This window comes from Ochrobactrum sp. EDr1-4, assembly GCF_049199085.1.
In the GTDB taxonomy this organism is placed as follows: Bacteria; Pseudomonadota; Alphaproteobacteria; order Rhizobiales; family Rhizobiaceae; genus Brucella.
Genome location: NZ_JBLZOF010000006.1, coordinates 181,527 through 208,420 on the forward strand (window position 1 = coordinate 181,527; position 26,894 = coordinate 208,420).

Consider the following 26,894-nt stretch of genomic DNA (forward strand, 5'->3'; position numbering starts at 1 on the left):
AGAAATGGCGAATGCCTGGAATGATTAAGAGATGACAGAGAAGAAAAACCTTCATGCGAACGGGGCCGGAATACGGCTTGGCGGGCGCGTCCGGAAGGACATTTTAGGGCCGAATTGCGAGGTCGGCCTTAAATTAAAGGCGCTTTATAGCTCAATACAGGATGAGAGCATTCCAGATCGTTTTCTCGATCTGCTGGAAAAACTCGATCAGGCCGAACAGGAGAGTACGCGTGAGCACAGCACTGGTTCCGTCGGCTGAAGATTTAGCGCAGTTCAAGCGCGAGCTTCTGGCGTCTTTGCCAAGCCTGCGTGCGTTCGCCGTGTCGCTTATTGGTCAGCCTGACCGCGCAGATGATCTCGTTCAGGACACGATTATGAAGGCATGGGCCAAACAGGATTCCTTTGAATTGGGAACCAATATCAAGGCTTGGCTTTTTACGATCCTTCGCAATGAGTTTTATACGCAGATGCGCAAACGTGGCCGTGAGGTGCAGGATACAGATGGCGTATTCAGTGAGCAGCTCGCTGTTCACCCTTCGCAATACGGTACGCTCGACTTGCAGGACTTTAAGGCTGCGCTGGAGCAATTGCCGGATGATCAGCGTGAAGCCATTATCCTTATTGGCGCATCCGGCTTTGCCTATGAAGAAGCTGCCGAAATCTGCGGATGTGCGGTTGGTACGATTAAAAGTCGTGTCAGTCGTGCGCGTACACGTCTGCAAGAAATTTTGCAGATAGAGGGCGATGGCGATTACGGACCAGACGCTAATTCCACTCGCGCGACACTACGAAGCTTCGCTTGAGGCTTTTTTATATCGTGTGATGTCTGACACTTGAATAATTCTTTGGATTAATATTTCCTTGTCAAACCAGCGCTGGAAGCAATCATAGTTCCAGTGCTGGTCTGTCAGGGCGAATTACTATGTGGCGGAGTCTTTTGTTCGAGTATTTATACAGCGCTCAGGCGTAATGTTTTGGTGTGGGATTGCCGTTGTTATCAATGCTGTTGAACCGTTTATATAGACCTACAATGCGTCCGATTGCTTTTATCGTGTCGCTCAGTCTGGTGTTGTTGTCTGCATTAATAACGCTGTTTCTTTCGAATGGGGTCAACAAGCAAGTTATTGATATTTCTAAAAATTTCGAACTCCGTGAACAAGTAAACACGATCACGCGTATTGCATATAATATTGAAATGAGCCGTCGTGGCTTTCTGCTAACACTCGATAAAGAATATATCGACCGTTATGAACAGGCGATCATCGATATTGATGAGACATTGTCTAACCTCGCTCTGATGACACAAGATAACCCGCAACAACATGAGCGGGTTATTGAGATTAAATCGCTGGTCGAACGGGGGCAGAAGGATATTCGTGAAACGATAAACCTAGCCCGATCAGGACAAATTAGCGAGGCAACAGCTCAGCTACGTGGAAACGCGGGCAAGGTTTTGCGGGAGCAACTCGCTACAACCGTAGCGCAGTTTGTTGCCACGGAAGGTGCGGAACTTGAGCAGCGTAATGCCTATATCGATCATATGCGTTTTATGTTGACCGTGACGTCTATCGTGGCGCTTGCATCGGCAGCAATGCTAACTCTCTTACTTTTGACGAGTGTTCAACGCGCAACGCGCGCACTCTTTGAAGGACAATCCGTTCTGCTAACGGAGAAGCAACTTCTTGAGCAGCGCGTACAAGAACGCACAGCCGAGCTCGAGAAAGAACGGGCAATTGCCGAGAAGGAGCGCAATCGCGTTGAGGTGCTCTTACAAGATTCCAATCACCGGATAGGCAATTCACTGGCAACCGTATCGTCTCTGCTTGGGTTGCAATTGCGACAAACCCGCAGTGAAGAAGCGCGTGCAGCGCTCATTGCGGCTCGTGATCGGGTGCAAACCGTTTCTACAGCTCATCGAAGGCTTCGTCTTGGCGAGGATATGGAATCGACTCGTATTGATGAGTTTTTAGAGACTGTCATCGAAGATATTCAGGAAGGAATTAGTGAGGATCGTAAGATCACCTTCAAAACTGATTTTGCGCCATATGATTTTAAATCACGTGACGTCACGACCATCGGTATTATTTTGGGTGAACTCATCACCAACGCTGTCAAACATGCCTTCGTCGGACGCGAGGGGGGCGAGATTTGTGTCAGCTTGAAAAATGATGAAGACGCCGGATCGCTGGCGCTGGTTGTGGAAGATAACGGTATTGGCTGGAAGAGCAGCGATTTCGATGGGGAGCGAGAGCAGAATGGTCTTGGCACTTTGGTTGTTGAACAGCTTTGCATGCAGTTTGGCGACAAGCCCATCTATAAGAAGTCGTTAAATGGTACTGGCACGCGCGTCATTATTCGGTTGTCGTCACTAACGAATCTAGACCCTCATCAAGAAAACGGCCCCGGTGAGAGTTCACAGGAGCCGACGTAATAGGAATTAATAAACTGATATCTTATCGTTTTTTCTTATCAGAAAGCAGGCTAACCAGTGCGATGCCAGCCAAAGGCAACGCTACGGCAAGAATGGGACGCTTTAAGATAGAAGGAACGGTTGCGATTGCCGCCGTTGCCATGAGTGCGGATTTATCAGCAGCGATACGCGCTTTGCGCTTCTTTTCTTCAGCGGCGGCTTGAATCTTCAACACCGCAAGAATGAGCAACGCCACAATCAGGGCTAATCCTGAAAGAATGAGTGCTGCAACTGGGCCGCTATAGTTTTCACTCAGAGCGAGGAAAGCTGCGACGCAAAGAAACACGATCGCTATTAGCCCGAATATGGCTACTGCTATCGCAAAAATTGCAGCACGTTTTGCGCGTCCGGTGAAGAGTTTTAACTCATCACCTGCAAGCGTTGCCACGACTGGGGCCAAAAGTTTTAGCATGGCAGGAATCAGCGGCGCGAAAGAAGGGCGAGCAAATAGCCAACGCCGACTGCGGTAGCCAAAGAAGCAATTGGTCGAGCACGAATTGTCTCAGTTAATTGTGCTTCGACGTCCTGTGCCTTGTTCTTGAGATCATCGACGACGTCCTCACCCTGAACATAAGCGCTTCTATATGTATCTTTGGCGGTACGCTTTGCATCTCGCACGGTTTGCGAGCCAAGACTTGTGAGAGTTGCAGCGATGGCAGCAATATCTTCTTTAAGCTGCTCGACCTGAGCCTGAAGATCTTCGGTTGTCGAATCCGTCAAAGCTTCTTCGATCTCTTTTCCGATCTTCGCCGTATTGCTTGCTGCGCGCGCCATATCTGGTCTCCTATACGTTCAGTGGTTCGCAACCTATGTTGCTCGACTTTGATAACGTTGTTTGGGCCTAATGGTTGCATGGCGAACACCAATTCAGCAACTCAATCCGTTGCTGATTGTATGTCATGGTAAACGTCTGCCGGATTGTTCGTCGTGAAGCGGTTTAATTTTAAGCGAGTAACAAATAAGCAGCGCCAACAATTGCTAATAGGGCCAGACCGTAATGCGATGGTTTTAATGCACGTGCACGAATAGGCAGTGGATCATCATTGCCTGCCATGGCGGTGCGAGCGGCATTTTCGAGCGCCTGGATGTCCTTAAACATCATGAGCATATCCTCCCAAGTTCCAAGCGGCCCTTCCGTAAGGCATTTGCTACGTTAGGTTCGCCATCCATATTATCACGCCTGATTTGAAGGTTTTATGCAATAGGCCACATTTTACGCTACGCATATTGAAATGAAGAACTGATCGGTTATGTCGCGCTGTTTAGGAAGACAGACAGGAGCGCAGTCCCTGCGTTCTTTGCTGTTTTCACTGAATTATTGGGTCGTGAGCAAGGACTATATCAGCGCGTAGAAGTTGCATTATTTGCCCATAATGATCAGGAAAATGCTTTTAATTTCAAAACATGACTTGCAACATCAGGTTAATGAGAGTTAAGAAAAGCCCTTAAGCGGCGTGGCAGTTTGCACGGTCGATCTGTTGTGCGCGCACGGAAGAGAAAAATCAAAAGGCGATCACAATGACTGGTTTCTGGCGAAAAGGCTTCATGGCTACGGTGATGGGCATGGGGTTACTGGCATTTGCAGGTTCTGCACTTGCACAGGAGGCGCAGGAGCCTGCTACCAATAATCCGGCAGTATCAAGTCCCGCACCAGCGGCGGCGCCGGTTGCGCCTGCTGCGCAGCAACCTGCTGTAGGGCCAGTTGCAGAGCAGCCTGTTGTAGCGCCTGCCACTACGCCTGTTACCGCACCAGTCAATGAGCCTGTGGTTGCCGGCGATGCGAAGCCTGCTTTTGTATTGCCGCATGACCTTTCGCCTTGGGGCATGTTCATGGCTGCCGATTGGGTGGTCAAGAGCGTGATGATTGGCCTTGCCATTGCATCACTTTTAACCTGGACGATCTGGATCGCGAAATCACTTGAACTCGCTGGCGCACGAAGCCGCGCTAAGCGTGCTTTGAAGGTGATCGGCCATTCCGCGACGCTTGCTGAAGCGGTTCGTTCGCTTGATGGTGTTAAAGGTCCAGCTTCAATTCTTGTGCGTGCAGCAGAAGATGAAGTTCGTCTATCTGGACCGGCATTGTCACGCGCTGGTGGCGATGGCCTTAAGGAACGTGTGTCCTCGCGTCTGTCACGTATTGAAGCAAAAGCCGGACGCCGTCTTTCCAAGGGTACCGGCATTCTGGCAACCATCGGTTCTGTCGCACCATTCGTTGGTCTGTTCGGCACCGTTTGGGGTATTATGAACTCGTTCATCGGTATCAGTCAGGCGCAGACGACCAATCTTGCAGTTGTCGCTCCTGGTATCGCCGAAGCACTGCTCGCAACGGCTATCGGCCTTGTTGCGGCTATTCCGGCGGTTGTTATCTATAACGTTTTTGCACGCTCGATTACTGGATATCGTTCGTTGCTTGCAGATGCTGGCGCTGGTGTTGAACGCCTTGTGAGCCGTGATTTCGACTTCAGAACCGCTGGTGTATCTGAAGGCAAGCTACACGCTGCGGAGTAAGCAAAATGGCTGGCAAAATTCGCGAAGGCGGTGGTGACGATCTGGAGCTTAATCACGAAATCAACGTGACGCCATTTATTGACGTTATGCTGGTTCTGCTGATTATCTTCATGGTTGCCGCCCCACTGGCAACGGTTGATATCAATGTTGATCTTCCTGCGTCGAGTGCAACGCCTGCACCTCGTCCCGACAAGCCTATCTATGTAACGCTTAAAGACGACCTTACCGTTAGTGTCGGCAATGATACAGTCGTGCGCGAGGCTCTTGGCCCGAAGCTTGATGGTGTTTCTGAAAACAACAAGGAAGCACGCGTGTTTCTCCGCGCCGACAAAACAGTTGGCTATGGCGAACTGATGCGCGTGATGAATTTGTTGCGCGAAGCTGGATACCTCAAGATAGCGCTGGTTGGCCTTGAAACTATCAGTGCTGCACCTGCTGCCGATGGATCCGCACCTGCTCCTGCGTCAACACCTTCCTCAACAGCTCTACCTGTTGAGCAGGGGGCTCAGTAATGAACAGATTGCCGCCCGAACATCCGCCTATCAAACATGTGGCATCAACTGATAGCCATCATCATTCCTTCTGGCATGATGCAGGGCGTTGGCTTGGTGCGGGGATTATTGTTCTAAGCGTACACGCTGCTGGCGCTTATGCTGTAAGCATGAACCAGGATGAAGACCAACCGGATGGCACTGAGGTTGCTGCCATGGTGGTGGAGTTTGCTCCTGAGCCAGAAGCACCGATGGAAGAGGCTGTTTCGGAGGCTCCGCAGCAGGAAGCTGCCGTTGAGCCTATTGAGGAAGAGCAACCGGAACCTGTTATCGAGGAAGTTAAGGAACCGGAGCCAGAGCCGGAGCCTGAACCAGTTGAAGAACCGGAAGAGGTCATCCCAGATATCGTTGAGGCTCCAAAGCCGGAGGTGGCTATGCCGCTTCCTGTTGAAAAGCCTGAGCCAAAGATCGAGAAGCCAAAAGTTGAAAAACCAAAGGTTGAAAAGCCAAAGCCGGTAAAAAAGGTTGAAAAGCCGAAGCCGAAAAAGGCTGAAAAGGCTGTAGAAACCCGTACGGCAAGCGCTCCACGTATGGACGTTGATTCTGGATCCAAGGCTGTTGCAAGTCGCCGTGGCGATAACAATGCGTCTCCAGGTGTGAGTTCGAACAAATGGCAGTCGAAACTGTATTCGCATTTGTTGCGCCGAACACGTTCTTTGCAGCGTCAGGCTGGAAAAGGCGTTAAGGGTACAGCGCAGGTAACTTTCGTCGTTGATCCGTCGGGCAACATTCTGTCTGTTAGTCTGGCACGGTCATCGGGTAATCCGACGGTGGATGAACTCGCAGTTCAGGCAACGCGCAATTCATCGCCTGTGCCTGCACCGCCAGCAGCAATTGCCAAACCACGTATGCCGATCACGGTGCCTATTCAGTTTAAGTAAGTTCTACAAAGCAATTTTAAAAAGCTGGCCTGTGAAAACGGGCCAGCTTTTTTCTTTGTGAGATGAGCGACTTATTCGGATGAGAGCGCTACTGCTGGCAACAGACGTGATGCCTTGCGGGCTGGTAGAAAGCCAAAAACAAGTCCCGTTGCGAATGCGCATGTAAAGGCGAGCAAGACAGGACCGGCGCTGAAGGCCACGGCCACGCCTGCAAAGGATATGAGTGTCGCTGCTCCCACACCAAGTATCACGCCGAATGCACCGCCGATTGCAGATACCGTCAGAGCTTCCGTGATGAACTGAAGGAGAATATCTCGCCGTCTCGCCCCTGTTGCCATACGAACTCCGATTTCACGGGTGCGCTCGGTTACGCTGACGAGCATGATATTCATCACGCCAATGCCACCGACCAGAAGCGAGATTGCGGCTACCGATCCCAGAAACAGCGTCAGGGTCGAACCCATGGCCGCCGCATCGTCACGGATAGACGACATGTTGGTGATCATGGTGTCACGCTGCTTGTGGCGGTGATCAAGTAATTCTTGAATCTGATCCTGCGTCGTATCGATCAGGTCGGCATCCTTGACCTGAACGGTGATGGTGCGGACATATTTCTGGCCAAAGAGCCGCAGGTTCCCTGTCGAGAGCGGTACGACAACCACATCATCCTGATCGGAGCCACCAAAGCCTGCGCCCTTTGATTCCAGAGCGCCGATCACCTGAAACGGGATTTTCTGGATTAAGATATATTGGCCAATGGGGTTGGAGCCATCTGGGAACAGTGTTTTGACCACAGTGGAACCAAGCACTGCAACCGGCGCATAGGATTCCATGTCATGCGGTGTAATAAAATCGCCAGTGTCGATCTTCCACGATTTGGCTTCAGAAAAAGCCGCGACCGTGCCATTGGCTTGTGACTGATAATCGACATTGCCCCGCCTTAGCGTAACGCTGCCAGTGACTTCGGGCACGGCGGTTTTCACATTGGGCAATTGAAGGATTGCGTCTGCATCTTCAGGGACAAGCGTTGCCACAGAGCCTGAGCCACGGAATCCGGGCATAGAGGGACGAATCAAAACAAGGTCGGTGCCCATCGCATTGATGCGATCAAGAATCGAATTTTGCGCGCCGGTACCGATTGCCAGCATTGTCACAACAGAACTCACGCCGATGATGATGCCGAGCAAGGTCAAAACCGTGCGGAAGATGTTGGCACGTAACGCGCGCATTGCCATTTTGACCGCTTCGGAAATATCGGCGATATGCGCCGCACCGCTTTGCGTCACCTGCTGGAGGTTTTTGGGTGCCTCGATGTCTGGGATTTCATGCTTGGTCGTATCGGACAGAATCTGGCCGTCGCGAATTTCAATCAGACGGTCAGCACGTTCTGCGACTTCGCGAGCGTGGGTGATGACGATGATCGTATGACCTTGCTCATGCATCGAACGCAAAAGCGCCATAACGTCTTCGCCGCTCTGGCTATCGAGCGCGCCAGTTGGTTCGTCCGCAAGGATGATCCGGCCACCATTCATCAGTGCGCGCGCAATGGAAACGCGCTGCTGCTGACCACCGGAAAGTTGGTTGGGGCGATGGTCCAAACGGTCGCCGAGTTTAAGCGTATCAAGAAGTGCTGCCGCGCGTTCGTGACGCTCAGCAGCTGGCATGCCTGCATAGATCGCGGGAACTTCGACATTCTCAAGTGCGGTCGATGTGGCAATCAGATTATAGCTTTGAAACACAAAACCGAAAGTGCGGCGGCGCAGGCCTGCCAGTTCATCAGCATCAAGTGTCGAGACATCCTCGCCATCAAGCAGATATTCACCGCCGCTAGGACTATCCAGACAGCCCAGAATATTCATCAGGGTTGACTTGCCAGAACCAGACGCACCTTTAATGGCAACGAACTCGCCGGCGCGAATATCAAGCGTGATCCCATGAAGAACCTCAACCGCGAGATCGCCATTGTGATAGGTCTTGCGAATATCCTGCAATCTTATGAGCGGAGCATCGGTCATGGTTTGCTCCATCAGAAGAACATACCGCCGGGCCTGCGACCGCGCTGGCTGGAACCCGCAGTTGCCGATGCAGAGGTGACAACGACTTTGTCACCTTCTTCAAGACCGCTTTTGATTTCCGCCTGCACACGGTTGCGCACGCCAACTTCAACAGCACGTTCTGTCGTCGCACCACTTTTATCCACGACCTGCACAGTGGTTTGCGGCTTACCGTCCTTGTCAGATTTTGTATTCAATGCAGCTGTTGGAACAACGAGCACATTCTCGGCATTGTCGAGAACGAAATAGACCTGAGCGCTCATATTGATCATGAGTTCGCCGGTCGGGTTGGGAACGTCGAACAGCGCATAATAGAGGACAACATTGTTGTCGGTTTGGGGCGTTGGTTTGATCTGGCGGAGCGTTCCGGTAAAGCGCTTTTCAGGTTGGCCGAGTAGCGTGAAATAAACCGGCATGCCGGGTTTTAGCTTGCTGATGTCGGCTTCCGAAACCTGTGCTTCGACTGTCATCACCGTAAGGTCTGCCACGGTTACGACCGTCGGCGCGCTTTGTACGGCGTTGAGCGTTTCACCTTCTTTAGAAGTCTGATCGACAACTGTGCCGGCCATTGGGCTGTAGATCGTCGTGTAGCCAAGATCGACCTTGTCGCTGGCAAGCTGGGCTTCCTGTTGACGAATCTGTGCGCTCAGCGCTTTCACATCGGCGTCGGCCACGGCAAGATCTGCGTCGGCCTGATCAATGGTTGATTGCGATGCATTTTTAGTGGCCAGCAGAGAGCGTTGGCGGGCAGCATTGGACTTTTTGAGTGTAAGCTGTGCCTGCTTGCTTAAAAGCTGCGCTTTAAGATTATCGAGCTGCGCGCTGGCGATTTCCATCTTCTTTTCGAAAGGCGAGGGGTCGATCTCAGCCAGAAGATCACCTTGTTTTACAGTGTCGCCGATTTCAACTTTTACGCTTTTCAGCTGCCCCGAAACCTGCGCACCAACATTAACGCTGCGTAGCGCACTCAATGTTCCAACGGCGGTGATTGAGTTTTCGATATTTCCGCGTTCGACTGTCTCAGCGAGATAGGTGCTTTTCTGGCCGCTTGCTTCTTTGCCACTGAGGAAATACCAGCCTGCGCCCAAGGCAATGGCCACAACAGCCAAGCCGATCCACAAAGGATTGCGTTTGCGTTTAGCAGTCCTTTTTCGTCCTGCGGCAAGTGTATCAGTGGATTTAAGCACCCGGTAACCCCTGAGAAATCAATTTTAAAAATAGTGTTAGGCGGATATCTATGTCTGCGCAGTCAGGAATTCATCTTAATTATTTGTCATGCGCGCAATAGTCCTAGTGTGAGGACGCTTAAGCGGTTGTTTGATGGTTTAAATGTGATTGTTGTAATGTGTGAGTACAAAAGAAAAGCCGGGCTTTACCCGGCTTTCTGAATTCTTTGATTTTGTTTAATCAGGCAGTGCCAGTTGAGCCGAAGCCGCCAGCGCCGCGTTTGGTTTCGCTGACCTCAGTGCGCTCTTCGATCTTCGGCTGAACCACCGGAGAAAAAACAGCCTGCGCAATACGCATGCCGCGTTCGATGCGGAAATCTTCATCGCCAAGATTAACGAGCAGCACTTTTACTTCGCCGCGATAATCCGAATCGATGGTTCCGGGGGTATTGAGGCAGGTGATGCCGTTCTTAAAGGCAAGGCCTGAACGTGGGCGGATCTGCACTTCAAAGCCTTCCGGGATTTCAAAGATGAGACCAGTTGGTACTAATGTGCGACGACCCGGCAGCAGGACGATCTGTCGATCTTCCGCAACGGCTGCACGAAGGTCCATTCCAGCGGAACCAGATGTTTCGTAAGCGGGGAGTTCAAGGCCTTCCGCATGTTCAAGGCGGATAATGCCAAGCGTAGGTACGGTCATGAGAGAGCCTTTCCTCCAAGATTTGATCTGGCGTGCAAGAAGTTAAATTGGCGACGCTCATACGTGAAATTATTACAAAGGTGTACCGTCTATTTGATGTTTTGCAATGATTGTCCGGCACAGGGTCATGCTTTTACACGATGAGATGCACTTTTTCGGTAGATCAATCCCGCTCTAATGGCACGGCTGTCGTTTCCTTGATCTCCTCCATGACGAATGAAGCTGATACATCCGATAAGGGCACGCTCGCGATCAATCGCTGATAAAGCCGGTCATAAGCTTTGACGTCGGAAACGCGCGCTTTGAGCACATAGTCGAGATCGCCGGTCATGCGGTAGACGCCAACGATCTCTGGAAAACGGCCCATCGCCGAGCGAAACTTGCCGAGCCAATCAGGGTCGTGGCTTGATGTGCGCACCAGAATGAATACGGATAGGCCGCAACCAGCCATTTCGGCATCAATCAGAGCAACGCGGGCTTTGATGATCCCGTCATCTTCCATGCGCTTGACCCGCCGCCAGCAGGCATTGCGGGAAAGATGCACGCGCTCTGATAGAGAATCAACGGACAAAGTGCCGTCAATTTGCAGTTCATCCAATATTCTTCGATCAATTGCATCAAGAGTTGGTTTCATGTTGGGATGATTGTCTCATAAAATCGTATTTAACAAGGATATTTTGAGATTTCATCTCATGTGCATTTGCTAGAATGATTTTCCAGAACGACGCGATATGCGTCGCAAATCGGGAACAAGTTACTCATTGACGGGAGTATTTCCAATGACCACTCGTATTACACGCCTCTTCACCGAACACCCAGAGTCGATAGATGAAACCTATTTTCAGCATATGGCTTTTGCCGGGCGTTTTTCGTTCAAGCTTTTTTGTGCAGCTTTTGCAGCATTGATCCATGCAATTTTGCCATTTTTGTTCGAGAAAACTGCGAGCTCGATCGTTCGCCAGCTTTATGAGCGGACGCATAACCGAAGCCGGTAATTTCGGGATCAAACATGTGTCGTTGGGCCGCCTATCTCGGACCTGAAACCTATCTGGAAGACATTATATCGTCTCCCTGTCATTCGCTCGTGGCGCAAAGCCACGATGCGCATGAAGCGAAAACACGCACCAATGGCGATGGCTTCGGAGTTGCCTGGTATGGTGAGCGTGCCGAGCCGGGTCTGTATCGGGATATTCTTCCCGCGTGGTCCGATCAGAATTTAAACAGTCTTGCGCGGCAGATCCGGTCGCGCCTTTTTCTCGCACATGTGCGTGCTTCAACAGGTGGATTAACCAGTCGCTCTAATTGCCATCCGTTCGTTTCGGGTCGCTGGAGTTTTATGCATAATGGCCAGATTGGTAATTTTGATCGGCTGCGGCGTAGGCTTGAAGGTCATCTGAGCGATGATAATTACCGACAGAAACACGGTGCGACTGATTCTGAGCTGATCTTTCTGCTGATGCTGGAGTTTGGTCTCGAAAACGATCCCGTGCTGGCCATGAAGCGTATGGTCGCGACGATTGTTGAAGAAGCGGTGATTGCCGGTGTGCCGCCATTCTTGCGACTGACCGCTGCTTTTTCGGATGGCAGTCAGCTTTATGCGATCCGCTACGCAACCGACGCATTTGCACCGACGCTTTATACCGCGACGCTGGGTAGCGCTTCGGGAATATGTGTGGTGTCGGAACCGCTTGACGGCGAAGTTGCAAACTGGATGGCGGTGCCGGCAAACAGTTTTGTCACTGTCTCCCGGCAGGGCCGCATTGCGATTGATGTCTTCGAAGAGCCTGTTTCTCAGCCTCGTGATGAAGTGCGGGTTTAAGCGCTACCGATCAATATGCCGACTGCCAGAACGAGCGCGCCGCCGAACACCACCTGAAGGGCTGCACGGAAGAATGGCGTTTCCATATAGCGGTTCTGGATGAAGGCGATGGCCCAGAGCTCGAAGAATACGAGGATTGCAGCGATGCTTGTCGCAGTCCAGAAATCCTTGATCAGATAGGGCAGGGTGTGGCCAAGGCCACCGAGCGTTGTCATCAGGCCGCAAGAAATGCCGCGTTTAATCGGTGAGCCACGGCCTGAAAGCTTGCCGTCGTCGTGCACGGCTTCGGTGAAGCCCATGGAAATACCCGCACCCACTGAAGCCGACAGACCGACCAAAAATGTCTGCCACGTATCCTGTGTGGCAAAGGCTGCGGCGAAGATTGGTGCGAGGGTGGAGACCGAACCGTCCATCAATCCGGCGAGACCCGGCTGCACATAGGTCAGGATAAACTGTTTGCGCTCCGATGCGCGTTCGTCGTCTTTAACGTCGTGAGGGGTGAGCTCGCCCTCAAGCGACTCGGCTGTCGCCTCGTGCTGTTTTTCCTGCTGCGCCAGATCGCCCAGAAGCTTACGCGTCTGCGCGTCTGTCACGTGCTTGGAAGCTTCAATGTAAAAGCGGTAGGCTTGATCTTCCATTTGCGCTGCTGCATCGCGCACCTTGTCGATGCCAAGCGGGCGTACCAGCCAGTCGGGTTTGCGCTCGTAATAGCCGGTGACATGTTCGCGACGAATAAGCGGAATCCTGTCACCAAAACGTGCGCGGTGTCGCTCAATCAATGCATCGCGATGTTGATGCTCTTCGGCGGCCATCTGCTCAAAGATTTTTGCAGATTGCGGAAACTCTTCACGCAAACCATCAGCATAAGCCAGATAGATGCGTGCATCGTCCTCTTCGGAGGAGATGGCAAGAGCAAGAATTTCTTGTTCGGATAGGGATTTAAAAGGACGACGGCTATTTCTAAAAAATCGGCTGAGCATTGTTAAAATCCATAGTTTAGAATAATTCTAAAATATGACAAATTGACAAAAAGTCAAGCTTGCAGTGCGCATGCAATTGGCGCATTAGGGTCCATATCCGGATACCCGATCAGAAGAGATGGAATCGATGGCATCAACAAACTCCCCTACAAGCAACAATCCGCGACCGCTAAACCGGCAGGATTTCCGTACCCTTGGCCTTTCGGCATTGGGCGGCGCGCTGGAGTTTTATGATTTCATCATCTTCGTATTTTTTGCGAGCGTTATCGGGCATTTGTTTTTTCCGCCCGACATGCCGGACTGGCTGGTGCTGATCCAGACATTTGGAATTTTCGCAGCCGGTTATCTGGTGCGTCCGGTTGGGGGCGTGGTGTTGGCGCATTTTGGTGACAAATTTGGCCGCAAGCGTGTCTTCGCTTTCTCGGTTTTCCTCATGTCGATTTCGACACTGGCGATGGCCTGTTTGCCAACCTATGCAACGCTGGGCGTCGGTGCGCCGATCTTGCTGGTCATTTTCCGCATGTTGCAGGGCGCTGCCATCGGCGGCGAAGTTCCCGGCGCATGGACCTTTGTGGCCGAACATGTGCCTGCCAATCGCGTTGGCATGGCATGCGGTTTCCTGTGTTCAGGCCTTACACTCGGCATCATGCTTGGGTCGCTGATTGCTACCGCCATAAACTGGATTTTTACACCGGAAGAACTTTCCGCCTATGCATGGCGCATTCCGTTCTTCATCGGCGGCATCTTCGGACTGTTTGCCGTTTATCTGCGCCGCTGGTTGGCTGAAACGCCTATTTTCACCGAAATGAAGAACAGCAAATTATTGAAAGACAAGCTGCCTCTCGGCACGGTTCTTCGCAATCATATGCACGGCGTAATCATTTCGATGCTGCTGACTTGGATCCTATCGGCGGGCATCGTTGTCACTACTTTGATGACTGCTACGTTTCTGCAGAAGCTTTACGGCTACACGCCGTTGCAGTCGCTTGCCGCGACGAGCTTTGGTACGCTGTTTTTGATGTTCGGAACGGTGAGCGCAGGCGCGATTGTTGATCGAATTGGTAGTGGACGCTTCTTTGCCGTTGCCGGTGTTTTCTTTGGCGTTGCGACCTTTACGTTCTACACCTATGCGGCAGTTTCCCTGCCTGTTCTGTTCGCGCTTTATGCGGTGATGGGGCTCTCGGTTGGCATGGTTGGCGCGGTTCCTTATGTGATGGTGCGCGCATTCCCGGCACCAGTTCGCTTCTCCGGACTGTCGTTTTCCTACAATGTTTCCTATGCGATTTTTGGTGGTCTGACTCCAGTGATCGTAACTTCGCTTCTGGCGGTCAATCCAATGGCGCATGCCTGGTATCTGGTGTTTATCGCTGTTCTGACCTCAGCACTCGGCCTTTATCTCATGGCCCGCAGTGATCAGGTTGAAGGCGAGATTGGCTTGACCGACTTGCCAGCGCCCAATCCTGTGCTGCAGACAAACTAATAAAAAGGGCCGCGAAAGCGGCCCTTTTTGATTTAGTGCGATGCAACGTTCGTGGCACCAATTTCCTTATCATGAACTCCAAAGCGGTCGATCATATCGGCGCTTGCTTCATTGAAGCCGATTACCGCTACATCCGTACCACTGGCACGATATTTAAGCACCACCTTGTCGAGCGCACCGACCGAGGTGATGTCCCACAGATGGGCATGGCTGACATCAATTGTCACTTTTCTTGCAGGCGTTGCGAAATCAAAAGCTGCAATGAAGTTTTGTGCCGAGGCAAAGAAGATCTGGCCCTGAACGGTATAGGTTCGCTCGGTACCATCTTCGTTTGTGGTTTCGCTCACGCGGAACATCTTGGCGACCTTGCCTGCGAAGAACACGCCGGATAGCAGCACGCCAACGAGAACGCCTTTTGCAAGATCATGGGTAGAAACCACCGTTGTGACGGTTGCCAGCATGACAATGGAGGACGACGGCGGGTTGCGGCGCAGATCGAGAATCGACCGCCAGGAGAAGGTACCGATGGATACCATGATCATCACGGCCACCAGAGCGGCCATCGGAATGATCCGCACCAGATCATCGAGAACGAGAATGAGAAATAGCAGGAATGAACCGGCCACAAAGGTTGAAAGCCTGCCGCGACCGCCGGACGATACATTAATCACCGACTGACCGATCATCGCGCAACCACCCATGCCGCCAATCATGGCGGATGCGATATTGCTCGTGCCTTGACCAATGCATTCCTGACTTTTGTTGCTGGTCGTATCCGTCATGTCATCGACAATCTGAGCCGTCAGCAGCGATTCGAGCAGGCCAACCGCCGCCAGCGTGATCGAATAGGGCAGGATGATCTGCAATGTTTCGAGCGTCAGAGGCACTTGTGGCAATGCGAAGAACGGCAACGATGATGGCAATTCGCCGAGATCGCCAACGGTGCGCAAATCCATGCCGGTTGCCCATGCAAGCGTGGTGAGTACGGCAATGGCAACGAGCGGCGATGGAATGACTTTAGTTATGCGGGGAAAGATATAGATGATGGCGAGGCCGCCTGCGATCATCCAATAGGTATCGACCGAAACATGAATAAGTTCTGGTAGCTGCGCCATGAAAATGAGGATCGCAAGCGCATTGACGAAGCCGGTAGTGACCGAGCGCGATACAAAGCGCATCAAGCGCCCGAGTTTCAAAAAGCCCCCGGTAATCTGCAAAATACCCATCAGGATGGTAGCTGCAAAGAGATATTGCAGACCGTGTTCTTTGACGAGCGAGACCATCACCACGGCAGTTGCAGCCGTGGCAGCAGAGATCATTGCAGGACGACCGCCAATGAAGGCGGAAACGCAGGCAATGGCAAATGAGGCGAAGAGGCCGACTTTGGGGTCGACGCCAGCGATGACCGAAAAGCCGATGGCTTCCGGGATAAGGGCAAGTGCTACGACGATGCCGGAAAGAATATCGCCGCGAATATTGGAGAACCACTCGCGGCGGTAGGCAGCAAGACGTGTCATTGAATTTTCCGCAAATAAAAACGAGCTGAAAAGCTCAGATCAACATGGCCGATTATAAAAATGGGGAATGTTGTTGCGTTGTCTGGCGGATAGGCGGCCAGAAGAGCCACCCGGGCTTTCACCGGGTCCTTGCGAATACACTTCTATAAACAAAAAAAGCGCCGCAGGGCAATGACCCTCAGCGCTCTTTCTTGAATGGGTATAGTTAGAGAATCTTCTGCATGAAAGTCAGATCAAGCCAGCGTCCAAATTTCTGGCCGACCTGTTTTAGTGTGCCGCAATCCTCAAAACCTTGCGATTTGTGCAGCGCGATGGATGCCGCATTGCCAGCTTCAATGCCTGCCACCAGCACATGGACTTTGCGTTCGCGTGCTTCTTCCACAAGCTCGGCCAAAAGTGCGCGTCCTATACCGCCACCGCGTGCGTCGCTTGCCACATAAACAGAGAGTTCCGATGAGTGGCGGAAACCTTCAAACGGGCGGAAAGGGCCATAACTCGCATAGCCGACGACCTGGCCATCGCGATCGGCCACCAGAACCGGAAAGCCGTCACGGTTGCGGGCTTTGAGCCATTCGTGACGGTTTTCCAGATCGACGAGCGTTTCGTTCCAGATGGCAAGCGTGTTCTCGACTGCATCATTATAGATCGCAAGCAGAGCAGGGAGGTCGGCTTCGTTGGCAAAGCGAATGGTGAGGGTCATTTCACAGGCCTTTATAGAAAAGTGTGGTCGCGCAGGGGCTTCCGTCAGGATAAAGCGCATAATTCGGGATAACGCCGACCCGTTCCCAGCCAAGATGGGTATAGATTGCTTCCGCCGGACTGCCGGTAGCAGTGTCGAGGCAGATCAGTGTCTTACGTTTGTTTCGCGCTTCTTCTTCTGCGGCTTCCATCAGCTTGCGTGCAAGGCCAAGTCCGCGCGCCTTGCGATGGATCAGCAGTTTTTTAAGATCGGCACGATGCGGCTGATTGGGCATTTGCGACAAGCCAAGCTGGACCGTGCCGACGATTTCTCCACGATGTTCGGCAACCAGAAGGGCCGTGTCACCTCGCTCTACTTCATTGAAAACGCGGTTCCAGTAAGGGATGAAGCCCTGCCATTCGCATGGTGCCATGAAGCCAACCGACGCGCCGTCGTCGACGCAATCCGTAATGATTTCTGCCAGTGGGAGAATGGAGGGGCCTGCATCTTCGTAACTAAGGACACGAATCATATTGTGCTTTCAGGAATTGTTGCGGCGTTCGAGCACGATTGCATAACGTGCGGTCGAGGTGCCGGGATTATGAAAGGCAATGCCTTCGACGAGCGGCATATAAAGACAGTCACCGGTATGGAGCCGATAGATGGTTGCTCCAACAGTAATTTCCATCTGCCCATTCAGGAGCCACAAATGCTGTGTGATGCCTGCATTGGTCGCCTGTGGTGCAAAAGTGACCTTTGCGCCTGCGGGAAATTCGACCTCGATCATGTCGATATTCGACCCCGTTGCCGGTGGTGAAACAGACCGCCGAATATAGCCCGTATCCGGATCACGCCAGACTGGCTGGCGATCGAGCGTTAGCAAGGGAGAAGCTGGCGCTTCCGCATCGGCAAAGAAGGCTGAGAGCGATGTGCCGAGCGCTGCACAAATGCGCGCCAGAAGCTGTGCGGTCGGGCTGGTTTCGCCACGCTCGATCCGCGAGATCATGGCGCGGCTGACACCTGACGCGTCACCAAGCACATCCAGCGTCATGCCTTGTGCAAGGCGCAGGCGGCGCAGATTTTCGCCAATGGCGTTGTCGAGATGCTCATCTATATTTTCCATTATCTAAGAATTAATATCTATTATAATGGAGTCAAGCGATTTCGAAAACAGAAACGGCGGGATTTCTCCCGCCGCATCCTTTCTGTCTGAATAATCCTGATTAACCCTGAGCTTTTAGCTCTAACCGGCGGCGATGCAGGACTGGCTCGGTGTAACCATTTGGCTGTTCGCGGCCTTTGAAAACCAAATCGCAAGCAGCTTGAAAGGCAATCGACTTGTCGAAGTTTGCAGCCATCGGGCGATAAAGCGGATCGCCTTCATTCTGCTTGTCCACAACGGCTGCCATGCGCTTAAGCGTTTCCATGACTTGCGCTTCTGATACCACGCCATGATAGAGCCAGTTCGCAATGTGCTGTGCCGAGATACGCAGCGTTGCGCGATCTTCCATCAAGCCGACATTGTTGATGTCCGGCACTTTCGAGCAGCCAACGCCCTGATCAACCCAGCGCACGACGTAGCCGAGGATGCCCTGTGCGTTGTTGTCGATTTCGTGCTGGATGTCTTCCGGCGTCCAGTTTGGACGCGACGCGACCGGCACCGACAGAATGTCGTCGAGCTTGGCGCGCGGGCGGCTCTTCAGCTTTTCCTGAACGCTTGCAACATCAATCTGATGATAATGAGTTGCGTGCAGGGTTGCAGCGGTTGGCGATGGCACCCAGGCGGTGTTCGCACCAGCCTTGGGATGGGCGATTTTCTGTTCCAGCATCGCAGCCATCAGGTCCGGCATAGCCCACATGCCCTTACCGATCTGCGCATGGCCGGAAAGACCGCATTCAAGACCGATATCGACATTCCACTGCTCATAAGCGCCGATCCATGAAGCTTGCTTCATGTCGCCCTTGCGGATCATCGGGCCAGCTTCCATCGAGGTGTGGATTTCGTCGCCTGTGCGGTCAAGGAAGCCGGTATTGATGAAGACGACGCGTTCCTTGGCAGCGCGGATCGCTTCCTTGAGGTTAACCGTCGTGCGGCGTTCTTCGTCCATGATGCCGATTTTCAGCGTGTTAGGCTTCATACCAAGCAGCTCTTCGGTGCGGGTGAAGATTTCATTGGCGAATGCCACTTCTTCCGGCCCGTGCATCTTTGGTTTGACGATATAGACCGAGCCTTCGCGCGAATTCATGTGGCGACCATTCGCGCCAATATCATGCAGTGCAATCAGGCTGGTGAAAGCTGCATCCATGATACCTTCCGGCACTTCATGGCCGTCCGCATCAATGATCGCCGGATTGGTCATCAGGTGGCCGACATTGCGGATGAGCATCAGCGAGCGGCCCTTGAGGCTCAGGTTTGAGCCATCGGCAGCCTTATAGCTGCGGTCGCCATTGAGGCGGCGCGTCATCTGCTTGCCGCCCTTCTCGAATGTGTCTTCGAGCTTGCCGCTCATCAGGCCGAGCCAGTTGCGGTAGACGGCAACCTTGTCTTCCGCATCGACTGCTGCAATCGAATCTTCGCAATCCTGAATCGTGCTGATAGCCGATTCCAGAACCATGTCTGCGATATGCGCCGGGTCGGTCTTGCCGATCGGGCTGTCCGCATTGATTACGATATCAACATGCATGTTGTTTTTGGCAAGCAGCACATTGGTCGGTGCCGCCGCATCGCCATTATATCCCTTGAACTGGCTGGCATCTTTCAATGCTGTGGCAGAACCGTCGGTCAATGTGATGGCGAGCTTGCCGTCTTTGACGGAAAGGCCGGAAACATCGGCCCACTTACCCGCATTGAGCGGTGCGCTTTCATCGAGAAAATTCTTGGCCCATGCGATGACTTTTTCGCCACGCTTCGGGTTATAGCCTTTGCCTTTTTCCGCACCATTATCTTCAGAGATAGCATCGGTGCCGTAAAGCGCATCATAGAGCGAACCCCAGCGTGCATTAGCAGCATTGAGCGCATAGCGGGCATTCATGACTGGAACGACGAGCTGCGGTCCTGCAATATGCATGATTTCCGGATCGACATTGGCGGTCGAAACCTTGAACTCTCCGCCTTCGGGCAGGAGATAGCCGATATCTTTCAGGAATTGCTGGTAATCAGCCTGCGAATAGCCTTTGTCGCGATTGTCCTTGTACCATGCATCGATCTTGGCCTGCAGGTCGTCGCGCTTTTTAAGCAGTGCACGATTTTTCGGTGCGAGATCGCGGATGATGGCGGCGAAGCCCTTCCAGAAGGTGTCTGGTTCAACGCCAGTGCCGGGTGCGGCTTCCTTGGCCAGAAACTCCACCAGTTCAGGGGCAACGCGCAAGCCTTCTATCTCAACGTAATTACTTGGTGCTGCGTTAGACATGGCGCGTCTCCTTTAAATAAATAAACTCTCAGCCAGCGCTTTGAGTGCCAGCTTCATATAGTCCTTGAACCGCTTTGGTGCGGTTTCGTCAATCAGCGCGCGGGCACATCATCTGTGACGCTGCGGCGAAAATCGCTTTTAAAGTGATAGTCTTGCGCGAATATCGTCTGGCGTAAAGCCCTGTTCGCGCAAAGATGAGAGGGCCGTATCCTTGCGGCTTTTCGAGAGTTTCAAACCGTCATCGCCCAAAATGAGGTCGTGATGATGATAAAGCGGTTCCGGCAGCCCCAGAAGCTTCTGCAGAAGACGGTGCACCGAGGTGGCATGAAACAGATCGCGTCCACGGACAATATGGGTGATGCCTTGCAGTGCATCATCCACCACGACGGAAAGATGATAGCTGGTGGGGGTGTCTTTGCGGGCGATCACCACGTCGCCCCATTGCGCAGGATTTGCCTCAATTGGCCCAATGCTGCTTTCGTTCCAGAAAAGTGTTTCGCCAGCCACTTCGAGCGCTTTCTCCATATTGAGCCGCCATGCATAGGGCGCACCTTCAGCGATATGCTGCGTTTGCTCTTTTTCGCTCAAGCTTCTTTCGGCCTGCGGATAAAGCGGTGTGCCATCAGGGTCGGCTGGCCATTCCTGGCCTTTGGCATGTGCTTCGCCGATGATCTCGCGTACTTCCGTGCGGCTCAGAAAGGCGGGATAGACGAGCCCCTTGTCGGCAAGCTTGGTCAGTGCGTTGCGATATTCGCCAAAATGCTCCGATTGGCGGCGTACCGGCTGTTCCCATTCAAGCCCAAGCCAGTGAAGATCATCGTAAATGCCTTGCTCAAGCTGAGGCGTGCAGCGGGCTGTGTCGATGTCTTCCATGCGCAGCAGAAAACGCCCATTACTGGTATGCGCCATTTGCGCATTGAGAAGTGCGGAATAGGCGTGGCCAAGATGCAATTGACCATTGGGGCTTGGAGCGAAGCGATATACAGGCTGGGTCATTATTCAGTCAGTTGATTATTGTCTGACAGCATTGGTACGTTGTGCCACACCGAAATGAAAGGCCTGACGATGCGGCGCATCGATACATTGGACGATATTGAAGCCGGGCTTGAAGCGCTGGGATTAGCCGACGCACGGTTGCTTGATATCCGCAGCCGTTCTCATGCCGTGCCGCTTCGCAGGTCCGAGCCGGGCTTTGAAAGCCTTGCCTCGATCATTGTCGCTCAACAGGTTTCAACAGCCAGTGCGGCAGCAATATGGGCTCGGTTCAAGCAGGTGATCGATCCGATGACACCCGAGGCTTATATTGCAGGCGGGGAAGAGGCATGGCGTTTTGCCGGGCTTTCGCGATCAAAACAGAGAACACTGTTTGCTTTGAGTGAAGCTTTGGCAGAAGAGGCAATTGATCTGCATGGGCTGTGCGATCTGCCTGCCGAAGAAGCGATCAAAGCGCTGACTGCTATCAAGGGTATTGGTCCGTGGACGGCGGAAGTCTATTTGCTGTTTGCCGCCGGTCATCCCGACGTGTTTCCGGCTGGCGATGTGGCGTTGCAAACGGCGGTCGGTCACGCATTCGCACATGAAATACGCCCTGATGCAAAGGCGCTTCGGTTGCTTGCAGAAGACTGGGCGCCATGGCGCGGTGTGGCAGCACGTTTGTTCTGGGCATATTACGCCGCGCTTAAGGGCCGCGAGGCAGCGCCGCTTCTGTAAATCTTGCGTGTTTACCGGGACATAAATGCGTTTCTGCTTCACAATGCTGTCACGTCGGGATTACATTATTCGCATCAGGTGAATGACGGCATTTCGATTCGCAGAAACTTGGTACCCTGCCTATCGCATTGCCGCCTTACGGCGGTTGCCCCGCTGTAACCATCTGTTTCTACGCATTATCCTACGCAAAACCGCTTCGCACTTTTGCTGGAAATGCTATTACAAGGTTGGAGCGTCGTAGGTTGCGCCCATGATGGACGCGCGGCGCTCTCGTCAGAAGCGCAATTCCGCATGGAAAGCCATTCGCACTTTTCTTTCGGAATTGATCTGAAGGAGGTGTGCCCTTGAATGTAGCCGTCTCTCCCCGAACGGTGTCGAGCAGTGGTTTGCCTGCTCTGGTTCTCAATGCGGATTATCGGCCGCTCAGCTATTATCCTTTGTCGCTCTGGTCTTGGCAGGATGCGATCAAAGCAGTTTTTCTTGAACGCGTGCATATCGTGGCGGAATATGATCAGGTCGTATCATCGCCAACATTCTCCATGCGTTTGCCGAGCGTGATCTGTCTCAAAGATTATGTGCAGCCGCCGCGTCACCCGGCATTTACGCGTTTCAATCTGTTTTTGCGCGATCGTTTTGAGTGTCAGTATTGCGGCTCGCCGCATGATCTGACGTTTGATCACGTTACCCCACGTTGCCATGGCGGCGCGACGACGTGGGAAAATGTCGTTGCCGCCTGTTCACCATGCAATTTGCGCAAAGGCGGCTTGATGCCAGCGCGCGCGCACATGTGGCCGCGCCAGAAGCCGGTCCAGCCCACGATGCATGATCTGCATAACAATGGACGTCTTTTCCCACCCAACCATCTCCACGATAGCTGGCTTGATTTTCTGTACTGGGATGTCGAACTGGAACCTTAGTATCTATTCCAAAAGTCGCCATGCCGGTCTGCAAATGGCAATTTGTCTACGTTCCGATGAAAGATAACGCCCCTCAGAACGACTTCTTATTTCCCACCTTTTGCAAAAGCGCCGTAGTAGCCAATCGCTGCAAAGAGCAGGCTTGCGACCACGTTCCATCCGGCAAATGACAGGCCGAGGAAGAAGCCTGGTGCACTGTCACATGCTGGCGGACGGGTCGAATTGAGATCACCGAGGAGATTGCCTGCATCAAGTGTGATCTTCATCGTAGCTGCACTGCAATCAGCCGGACCCGGCCAATATTTAAGCTCAACGCCGGTATGGTAGATTGCCAGCGCCAGACCAAAGGTCATCAGCAGCGCGCCGATCAGGATAAGCCCGCGTATCAGCACCGGAGGGAGTTTCAAGACATAGGAAATGAAGGCTGCAGCAAGAACAGGGACGCCGATATAATATGGTGTGCGCTCTTCAAGGCAGAGCTTGCACGGCATAAAGCCAGCCAGATGCTCGAAGCCCAAAGCCGTACCGACCGTCGCTGCAAGGCCCACCGTCATGATGCCTGCGGTCCAAGCCTGAATTCTGCCAACGGGTCTATTAAGGGCAAATGCCATATGAAATTTCCTGCGCCACACTGGCTTTATCAGTAGTCTAGAATGCTACTTTGCTTCCAAGCAATTAAATTTGACTGACTTGAGGCAAAATCAAAAGTGAAGATATTTAACCGCTAGGAACAGTGCAATTAGCACCACAGCAACCAGACCAGCCAGCAGGCCGAGGCGCTTTTCAATAAAGTGGCGGATCGGCTCGCCATAACGCTTCAATAGCCATGCGAGGAAGAAGAAGCGTGCACCACGCGCGATGATTGCTGATGCGATAAACAACCAGATATTGATGCCCGCTGCACCCGAAAGAATTGTCACCACTTTGATTGGCGGCAAATGCGACAAGCCAGATGTGATGAGCATCAGCAAAATCATGTCGGCGCTGGTCGTGCCACGCATCTGCTCAAATGTGTCGAGCTTGCCATACATTTCAAGCACAGGTTTCGCGACTTGTTCATAGGCATGATAGCCAAGAAACCAGCCGGCTATGCCGCCAAGAACGGAAAAGATCGTGGCCACAAGCGCGTAGCGATAGGCGCGCTCCGGGCGGGCCAATGCCATGGGAAGAAAGAGCACGTCTGCTGGCACCAGAAAAACGGAGCTTTCTACAAAAGCGATGAAAGCGAGCCAATATTCGGCAGACTTTCGGGCAGCAAGCGAGATCGTCCAGTCATAGAGTCGGCGCAGCATGATTTTTCCGGATTTTTATAGGTGCAAACATTCGGGGATTATTTGCACTCTCTATAAATAAAAAAGGTGGCACGAACAATGCGCGCCACCTCTTAATGTCGTTGAAGTTGGTTTTAACGCCTGTATGCGCTGCAAATATATTTGGTTTCGAGATATTCCTCGATGCCATATTTAGAGCCTTCGCGACCGAGGCCCGACTGCTTCACGCCGCCAAATGGTGCAACTTCGTTGGAGATCAGGCCGGTGTTGTGTCCGACCATGCCATATTCCAGCCCTTCGCTGACGCGGATCGCGCGGCTGAAGTTCTCCGTATAGAAGTATGCCGCCAGACCAAAGATCGTGTCGTTGGCAGCAGCGATCACTTCTTCTTCGGTGTCAAATGCAAAGAGCGGTGCGAGCGGGCCAAAGGTTTCTTCTTTGGCAACGAGCATGTCCGAGGTGACGCCGGTCAGAATGCCCGGTTCAAAGAACAGGCCACCCAGTTCCTTGCCGCCTGCAATGAGCTTTGCACCTTTGGACACGGCATCTTCAATATGCGATTTGACTTTGGTGATGGCTTTTTCTTCGATCATCGGGCCGATGACAACACCCGGCTCGGTGCCGTTGCCGACTTTCAGTTCTTTCACTTTGAGCGCCAGCTTTTCAGCGAACTTGTCGTAAATGCCGCGCTGAACATAGATGCGGTTGGCACAAACACAGGTCTGCCCGGCATTGCGATATTTGGAAAGCATCGCGCCGTCCACAGCGGCATCAATGTCTGCATCGTCGAACACGATGAAAGGTGCATTGCCACCAAGCTCAAGCGAGATGCGCTTGATGGTCGGGGCGCATTGCGCCATCAGCAGGCGACCAACTTCGGTAGAACCGGTGAAGGAAAGCTTGCGAACAATCTCATTGCTGGTGAGTTCAGCGCCGATTTCGCGCGCTTTGCCAGTCACGATCTGAAGAACGCCTGCAGGAATGCCAGCCTTTTCAGCCAGAACACCAAGCGCAAGTGCTGTCAGCGGAGTGAGATCGGCAGGACGGACGATCATCGTGCAGCCAGCAGCCAATGCGGGCGCGGCCTTACGGGTGATCATTGCCGCCGGGAAGTTCCATGGCGTGATTGCAGCGGTCACACCGACTGGCTGACGGATGACGGTCAAACGCTGGCCGGGCTGTGTTGCCGGGATCGTGTCGCCATAAACACGCTTGGCTTCTTCTGCGAACCATTCAATGAAAGATGCAGCATAAAGAACCTCGCCGCGCGCCTCGGCGAGTGGTTTGCCCTGTTCCGATGTCATGATAAGGGCGATGTCGTCTGCATTGGCAACGATCAGATCAAACCATTTGCGCAGGATTCCGGCGCGTTCTTTGGCGGTCTTCGCAGCCCATGCTGGAAGTGCCTTGTTTGAAGCGTCGATTGTCTCTTTAATAGTGTCAACGGAAAGGGATGGAACAGTGCCAATCACGGAGCCGTCTGCCGGGTTGGTCACGTCGATTTTCTTGCCGTCTGCTGCGTCGATCCAGTTTCCATCCACAAGGCATTGCGATTTAAGCAGTGAGGGGTCTTTTAAAGCGAGCATATCTGATATTCCATCCCAGTGTTGCGCCAGATGATCGTTCATTATATTGAACGACATACGATATATTGAATAAATCAGCCGACAGAGCGAAAGTCAATTCGTCTGTCGTATGGTTAAAGAGGGCATATGGACAAAACCGAACTCGATGACGAAAGTCCCCTAAAGCTGGTTCCTGCCGTTATGCGGGCGTCGCAGATTCTTGATTGTGTTGCCGAGAGCCGCGATGGCATCAAGCTTTCCGATCTCGTCCGCAAGACTGGATTGCCTAAAAGCAGTGTTCACGGCCTTTGCCAGACGTTGGCGCATCTCAAGCTGTTGAAGTTGAATGGCGACGGATGTTTTACGATGGGCCCGCAGTCAGTTCGCTGGGCGAATGCCTTCCTTGCGAAGAGTGATATTGTTGATGCGTTTCATGAAGCGGTGGCAGAAGCGGATGGGCTTGAAGCTTATACATTGACGCTTTCCCACCTTGAAGGCCCGGAAGTTATCTATCTGTCTTGCCGCAATTCTTCGGCGCCGCTTGGTATCACTTTTCGCATTGGTATGCGCGTACCGGCTGTTTTCACCGCGACGGGTAAGGCAATGTTGTCTTCTATGATCCCACAGGACCGAGCGCGCCATCTTCCATCTGATTGGCCAAAGCCGATTACGCCCTCAAGCGTCCAATCTCTGAAGAACCTCGAAACTGAAATGGCGGAAGTCAAGACGAAGGGTTATTCTCTGGACGATGGTCAGTTGCGCGAAGGTATGTTTTGCATAGGTGCATCGATTTGTGATCGTCCAAATCATCCTGCGGCTGGTATTGCGTTATCGATGATGGCAGCGGAGGCGCGCCCAGAGATTATTGAGACTATGGGCGCACGGGTTCGCGCATTGGCGGATAGTGTTGCGCAGCGGATGGGCTGGTTCGGCTCGCGTACCGCCTGAGTGCTTATATAGGGAGTAGGCTGGGTGAGGGCGCGTTGACCGTCCTTTATCATTCTCACGACAGAATCATCCAGTTTCGCAGGGTTAAGATTTGATAAAATTGCTTTGGTTTAGCTGTGGAAAGAAAAGTTCATTATTTTATGAAAGTTCGTTGACAGTTTCGGGAAGTAGGGTCTATATGGCTTCCAACGAGGGCGGCGACGCTGCTAGCGGCAGGTTGCCTCGTCCTTGTAGTTCAGCGAGAGCGATTGACAGAGATGTTGAGAGT

Annotated in this window: 28 protein-coding genes, 1 pseudogene and 1 other annotated feature; of the genes and pseudogenes, 12 read left to right on the forward strand and 17 right to left on the reverse strand. The window is 52.7% G+C overall.

The window, feature by feature from the left end; genetic code table 11:
- The first annotated feature begins 31 nt into the window (after nucleotides 1-31).
- The 3 genes from ACOZHT_RS18250 to ACOZHT_RS18260 all read left to right on the forward strand — a co-directional run bounded on the left by ACOZHT_RS18250 (nucleotide 32) and on the right by ACOZHT_RS18260 (nucleotide 2,431).
- On the forward strand, nucleotides 32-259 hold the full coding sequence (locus tag ACOZHT_RS18250) for a NepR family anti-sigma factor (RefSeq protein ID WP_310015220.1): 228 nt from the start codon (nucleotides 32-34) through the stop codon (nucleotides 257-259).
- A complete protein-coding gene (locus tag ACOZHT_RS18255) occupies nucleotides 231-803 on the forward strand; it encodes an RNA polymerase sigma factor (RefSeq protein ID WP_339513260.1) in 573 nt (190 codons plus the stop codon). Before ACOZHT_RS18250 ends, ACOZHT_RS18255 begins: the two co-directional genes overlap by 29 nt.
- A gap of 197 nt (nucleotides 804-1,000) precedes the next feature.
- Nucleotides 1,001-2,431: a sensor histidine kinase gene (locus ACOZHT_RS18260; protein WP_421566189.1), complete on the forward strand. Its 1,431-nt coding sequence runs from the start codon at nucleotides 1,001-1,003 to the stop codon at nucleotides 2,429-2,431.
- Between the two features lie 22 nt (nucleotides 2,432-2,453).
- On the opposite strand, the gene ACOZHT_RS18265 is transcribed toward ACOZHT_RS18260, so the two are convergent.
- From ACOZHT_RS18265 to ACOZHT_RS18275, 3 genes are all read right to left on the reverse strand, one after another.
- Nucleotides 2,454-2,882, reverse strand: coding sequence for a hypothetical protein (locus ACOZHT_RS18265; RefSeq protein ID WP_339513262.1), 429 nt, complete (start codon nucleotides 2,880-2,882; stop codon nucleotides 2,454-2,456).
- An 8-nt stretch (nucleotides 2,883-2,890) separates the two neighbouring features.
- Entirely contained in the window at nucleotides 2,891-3,244 is a 354-nt protein-coding gene (locus ACOZHT_RS18270) for a DNA gyrase subunit B (protein WP_339513264.1), read from the reverse strand.
- A 169-nt stretch (nucleotides 3,245-3,413) separates the two neighbouring features.
- Entirely contained in the window at nucleotides 3,414-3,572 is a 159-nt protein-coding gene (locus ACOZHT_RS18275) for a hypothetical protein (RefSeq protein ID WP_339513266.1), read from the reverse strand.
- 692 nt (nucleotides 3,573-4,264) lie between these two features.
- Between ACOZHT_RS18275 and exbB the strand changes: the two are divergent.
- The 3 genes and pseudogenes from exbB to ACOZHT_RS18290 form a co-directional block, all read left to right on the forward strand.
- Nucleotides 4,265-4,978, forward strand: a pseudogene (exbB, locus tag ACOZHT_RS18280) (tonB-system energizer ExbB); the annotation flags it as partial.
- Nucleotides 4,979-4,983: 5 nt separating this feature from the next.
- On the forward strand, nucleotides 4,984-5,490 hold the full coding sequence (exbD, locus tag ACOZHT_RS18285) for a TonB system transport protein ExbD (protein WP_339513270.1): 507 nt from the start codon (nucleotides 4,984-4,986) through the stop codon (nucleotides 5,488-5,490).
- On the forward strand, nucleotides 5,490-6,410 hold the full coding sequence (locus tag ACOZHT_RS18290; RefSeq protein WP_339513271.1) for a TonB family protein: 921 nt from the start codon (nucleotides 5,490-5,492) through the stop codon (nucleotides 6,408-6,410). Before exbD ends, ACOZHT_RS18290 begins: the two co-directional genes overlap by 1 nt.
- 71 nt (nucleotides 6,411-6,481) lie before the next feature.
- Here ACOZHT_RS18290 and ACOZHT_RS18295 read toward each other — a convergent pair whose 3' ends face one another.
- The 4 genes from ACOZHT_RS18295 to ACOZHT_RS18310 form a co-directional block, all read right to left on the reverse strand.
- Nucleotides 6,482-8,425, reverse strand: a complete 1,944-nt coding sequence (locus ACOZHT_RS18295) for a MacB family efflux pump subunit (protein WP_421566190.1) — start codon at nucleotides 8,423-8,425, stop codon at nucleotides 6,482-6,484.
- Between the two features lie 11 nt (nucleotides 8,426-8,436).
- Nucleotides 8,437-9,651, reverse strand: a complete 1,215-nt coding sequence (locus ACOZHT_RS18300; RefSeq protein WP_339513275.1) for an efflux RND transporter periplasmic adaptor subunit — start codon at nucleotides 9,649-9,651, stop codon at nucleotides 8,437-8,439.
- Nucleotides 9,652-9,871: 220 nt separating this feature from the next.
- On the reverse strand, nucleotides 9,872-10,330 hold the full coding sequence (gene dut, locus ACOZHT_RS18305) for a dUTP diphosphatase (RefSeq protein ID WP_339513277.1): 459 nt from the start codon (nucleotides 10,328-10,330) through the stop codon (nucleotides 9,872-9,874).
- 163 nt (nucleotides 10,331-10,493) lie between these two features.
- Nucleotides 10,494-10,964, reverse strand: a complete 471-nt coding sequence (locus tag ACOZHT_RS18310) for an Lrp/AsnC family transcriptional regulator (RefSeq protein ID WP_339513279.1) — start codon at nucleotides 10,962-10,964, stop codon at nucleotides 10,494-10,496.
- Nucleotides 10,965-11,109: 145 nt separating this feature from the next.
- Here ACOZHT_RS18310 and ACOZHT_RS18315 point away from each other — a divergent pair, with 145 nt between their 5' ends.
- Both ACOZHT_RS18315 and ACOZHT_RS18320 read left to right on the forward strand, forming a co-directional pair.
- Nucleotides 11,110-11,325, forward strand: coding sequence for a DUF6356 family protein (locus tag ACOZHT_RS18315; protein ID WP_339513281.1), 216 nt, complete (start codon nucleotides 11,110-11,112; stop codon nucleotides 11,323-11,325).
- Between the two features lie 14 nt (nucleotides 11,326-11,339).
- The gene (locus tag ACOZHT_RS18320) at nucleotides 11,340-12,149 is read left to right on the forward strand and encodes a class II glutamine amidotransferase (RefSeq protein WP_339513283.1); all 810 of its coding nucleotides are present in this window, start codon (nucleotides 11,340-11,342) and stop codon (nucleotides 12,147-12,149) included.
- Here ACOZHT_RS18320 and mbfA read toward each other — a convergent pair.
- A complete protein-coding gene (gene mbfA / locus ACOZHT_RS18325) occupies nucleotides 12,146-13,129 on the reverse strand; it encodes an iron exporter MbfA (RefSeq protein ID WP_339513285.1) in 984 nt (327 codons plus the stop codon). The genes ACOZHT_RS18320 and mbfA overlap by 4 nt on opposite strands.
- A gap of 127 nt (nucleotides 13,130-13,256) precedes the next feature.
- Between mbfA and ACOZHT_RS18330 the strand changes: the two genes are divergently transcribed.
- Complete coding sequence (locus ACOZHT_RS18330) at nucleotides 13,257-14,609, forward strand: MFS transporter (RefSeq protein WP_339513287.1); 1,353 nt, start codon at nucleotides 13,257-13,259, stop codon at nucleotides 14,607-14,609.
- 32 nt (nucleotides 14,610-14,641) lie between these two features.
- Here the strand turns inward: ACOZHT_RS18330 and ACOZHT_RS18335 are convergent, their stop codons facing one another.
- From ACOZHT_RS18335 to gluQRS, 6 genes are all read right to left on the reverse strand, one after another.
- Nucleotides 14,642-16,126, reverse strand: a complete 1,485-nt coding sequence (locus ACOZHT_RS18335) for a SulP family inorganic anion transporter (protein ID WP_421566191.1) — start codon at nucleotides 16,124-16,126, stop codon at nucleotides 14,642-14,644.
- 76 nt (nucleotides 16,127-16,202) lie between these two features.
- Nucleotides 16,203-16,258: a sequence feature (sul1 is cis-regulatory element that is thought to sense ions involved in sulfur or methionine metabolism; They are found in Alphaproteobacteria), on the reverse strand.
- A gap of 73 nt (nucleotides 16,259-16,331) precedes the next feature.
- Complete coding sequence (locus tag ACOZHT_RS18340; protein ID WP_339513291.1) at nucleotides 16,332-16,826, reverse strand: N-acetyltransferase family protein; 495 nt, start codon at nucleotides 16,824-16,826, stop codon at nucleotides 16,332-16,334.
- A gap of 1 nt (nucleotide 16,827) precedes the next feature.
- Complete coding sequence (locus ACOZHT_RS18345) at nucleotides 16,828-17,337, reverse strand: GNAT family N-acetyltransferase (protein ID WP_339513293.1); 510 nt, start codon at nucleotides 17,335-17,337, stop codon at nucleotides 16,828-16,830.
- 9 nt (nucleotides 17,338-17,346) lie between these two features.
- On the reverse strand, nucleotides 17,347-17,919 hold the full coding sequence (locus ACOZHT_RS18350) for an XRE family transcriptional regulator (protein WP_339513321.1): 573 nt from the start codon (nucleotides 17,917-17,919) through the stop codon (nucleotides 17,347-17,349).
- A gap of 109 nt (nucleotides 17,920-18,028) precedes the next feature.
- Nucleotides 18,029-20,215 carry a malate synthase G gene (locus ACOZHT_RS18355; RefSeq protein WP_339513295.1) on the reverse strand — a complete coding sequence of 729 codons (2,187 nt, stop codon included), beginning with the start codon at nucleotides 20,213-20,215 and terminating at the stop codon, nucleotides 18,029-18,031.
- A 138-nt stretch (nucleotides 20,216-20,353) separates the two neighbouring features.
- A complete protein-coding gene (gene gluQRS, locus ACOZHT_RS18360) occupies nucleotides 20,354-21,211 on the reverse strand; it encodes a tRNA glutamyl-Q(34) synthetase GluQRS (protein ID WP_421566192.1) in 858 nt (285 codons plus the stop codon).
- A 69-nt stretch (nucleotides 21,212-21,280) separates the two neighbouring features.
- On the opposite strand from gluQRS, the gene ACOZHT_RS18365 reads away from it, so the two are divergent.
- A complete protein-coding gene (locus tag ACOZHT_RS18365; RefSeq protein WP_421566197.1) occupies nucleotides 21,281-21,925 on the forward strand; it encodes a DNA-3-methyladenine glycosylase family protein in 645 nt (214 codons plus the stop codon).
- Between the two features lie 344 nt (nucleotides 21,926-22,269).
- Complete coding sequence (locus tag ACOZHT_RS18370; protein ID WP_250041029.1) at nucleotides 22,270-22,842, forward strand: HNH endonuclease; 573 nt, start codon at nucleotides 22,270-22,272, stop codon at nucleotides 22,840-22,842.
- Between the two features lie 86 nt (nucleotides 22,843-22,928).
- Here ACOZHT_RS18370 and ACOZHT_RS18375 read toward each other — a convergent pair whose 3' ends face one another.
- The 3 genes from ACOZHT_RS18375 to ACOZHT_RS18385 form a co-directional block, all read right to left on the reverse strand.
- Nucleotides 22,929-23,453, reverse strand: a complete 525-nt coding sequence (locus ACOZHT_RS18375; protein ID WP_339513299.1) for a disulfide bond formation protein B — start codon at nucleotides 23,451-23,453, stop codon at nucleotides 22,929-22,931.
- 90 nt (nucleotides 23,454-23,543) lie between these two features.
- On the reverse strand, nucleotides 23,544-24,134 hold the full coding sequence (locus ACOZHT_RS18380) for a YqaA family protein (protein ID WP_339513301.1): 591 nt from the start codon (nucleotides 24,132-24,134) through the stop codon (nucleotides 23,544-23,546).
- A gap of 113 nt (nucleotides 24,135-24,247) precedes the next feature.
- On the reverse strand, nucleotides 24,248-25,699 hold the full coding sequence (locus ACOZHT_RS18385; protein WP_339513303.1) for an NAD-dependent succinate-semialdehyde dehydrogenase: 1,452 nt from the start codon (nucleotides 25,697-25,699) through the stop codon (nucleotides 24,248-24,250).
- A gap of 126 nt (nucleotides 25,700-25,825) precedes the next feature.
- Between ACOZHT_RS18385 and ACOZHT_RS18390 the strand changes: the two genes are divergently transcribed.
- Nucleotides 25,826-26,626, forward strand: a complete 801-nt coding sequence (locus ACOZHT_RS18390; protein ID WP_421566193.1) for an IclR family transcriptional regulator — start codon at nucleotides 25,826-25,828, stop codon at nucleotides 26,624-26,626.
- The last annotated feature ends 268 nt before the right edge of the window (nucleotides 26,627-26,894 follow it).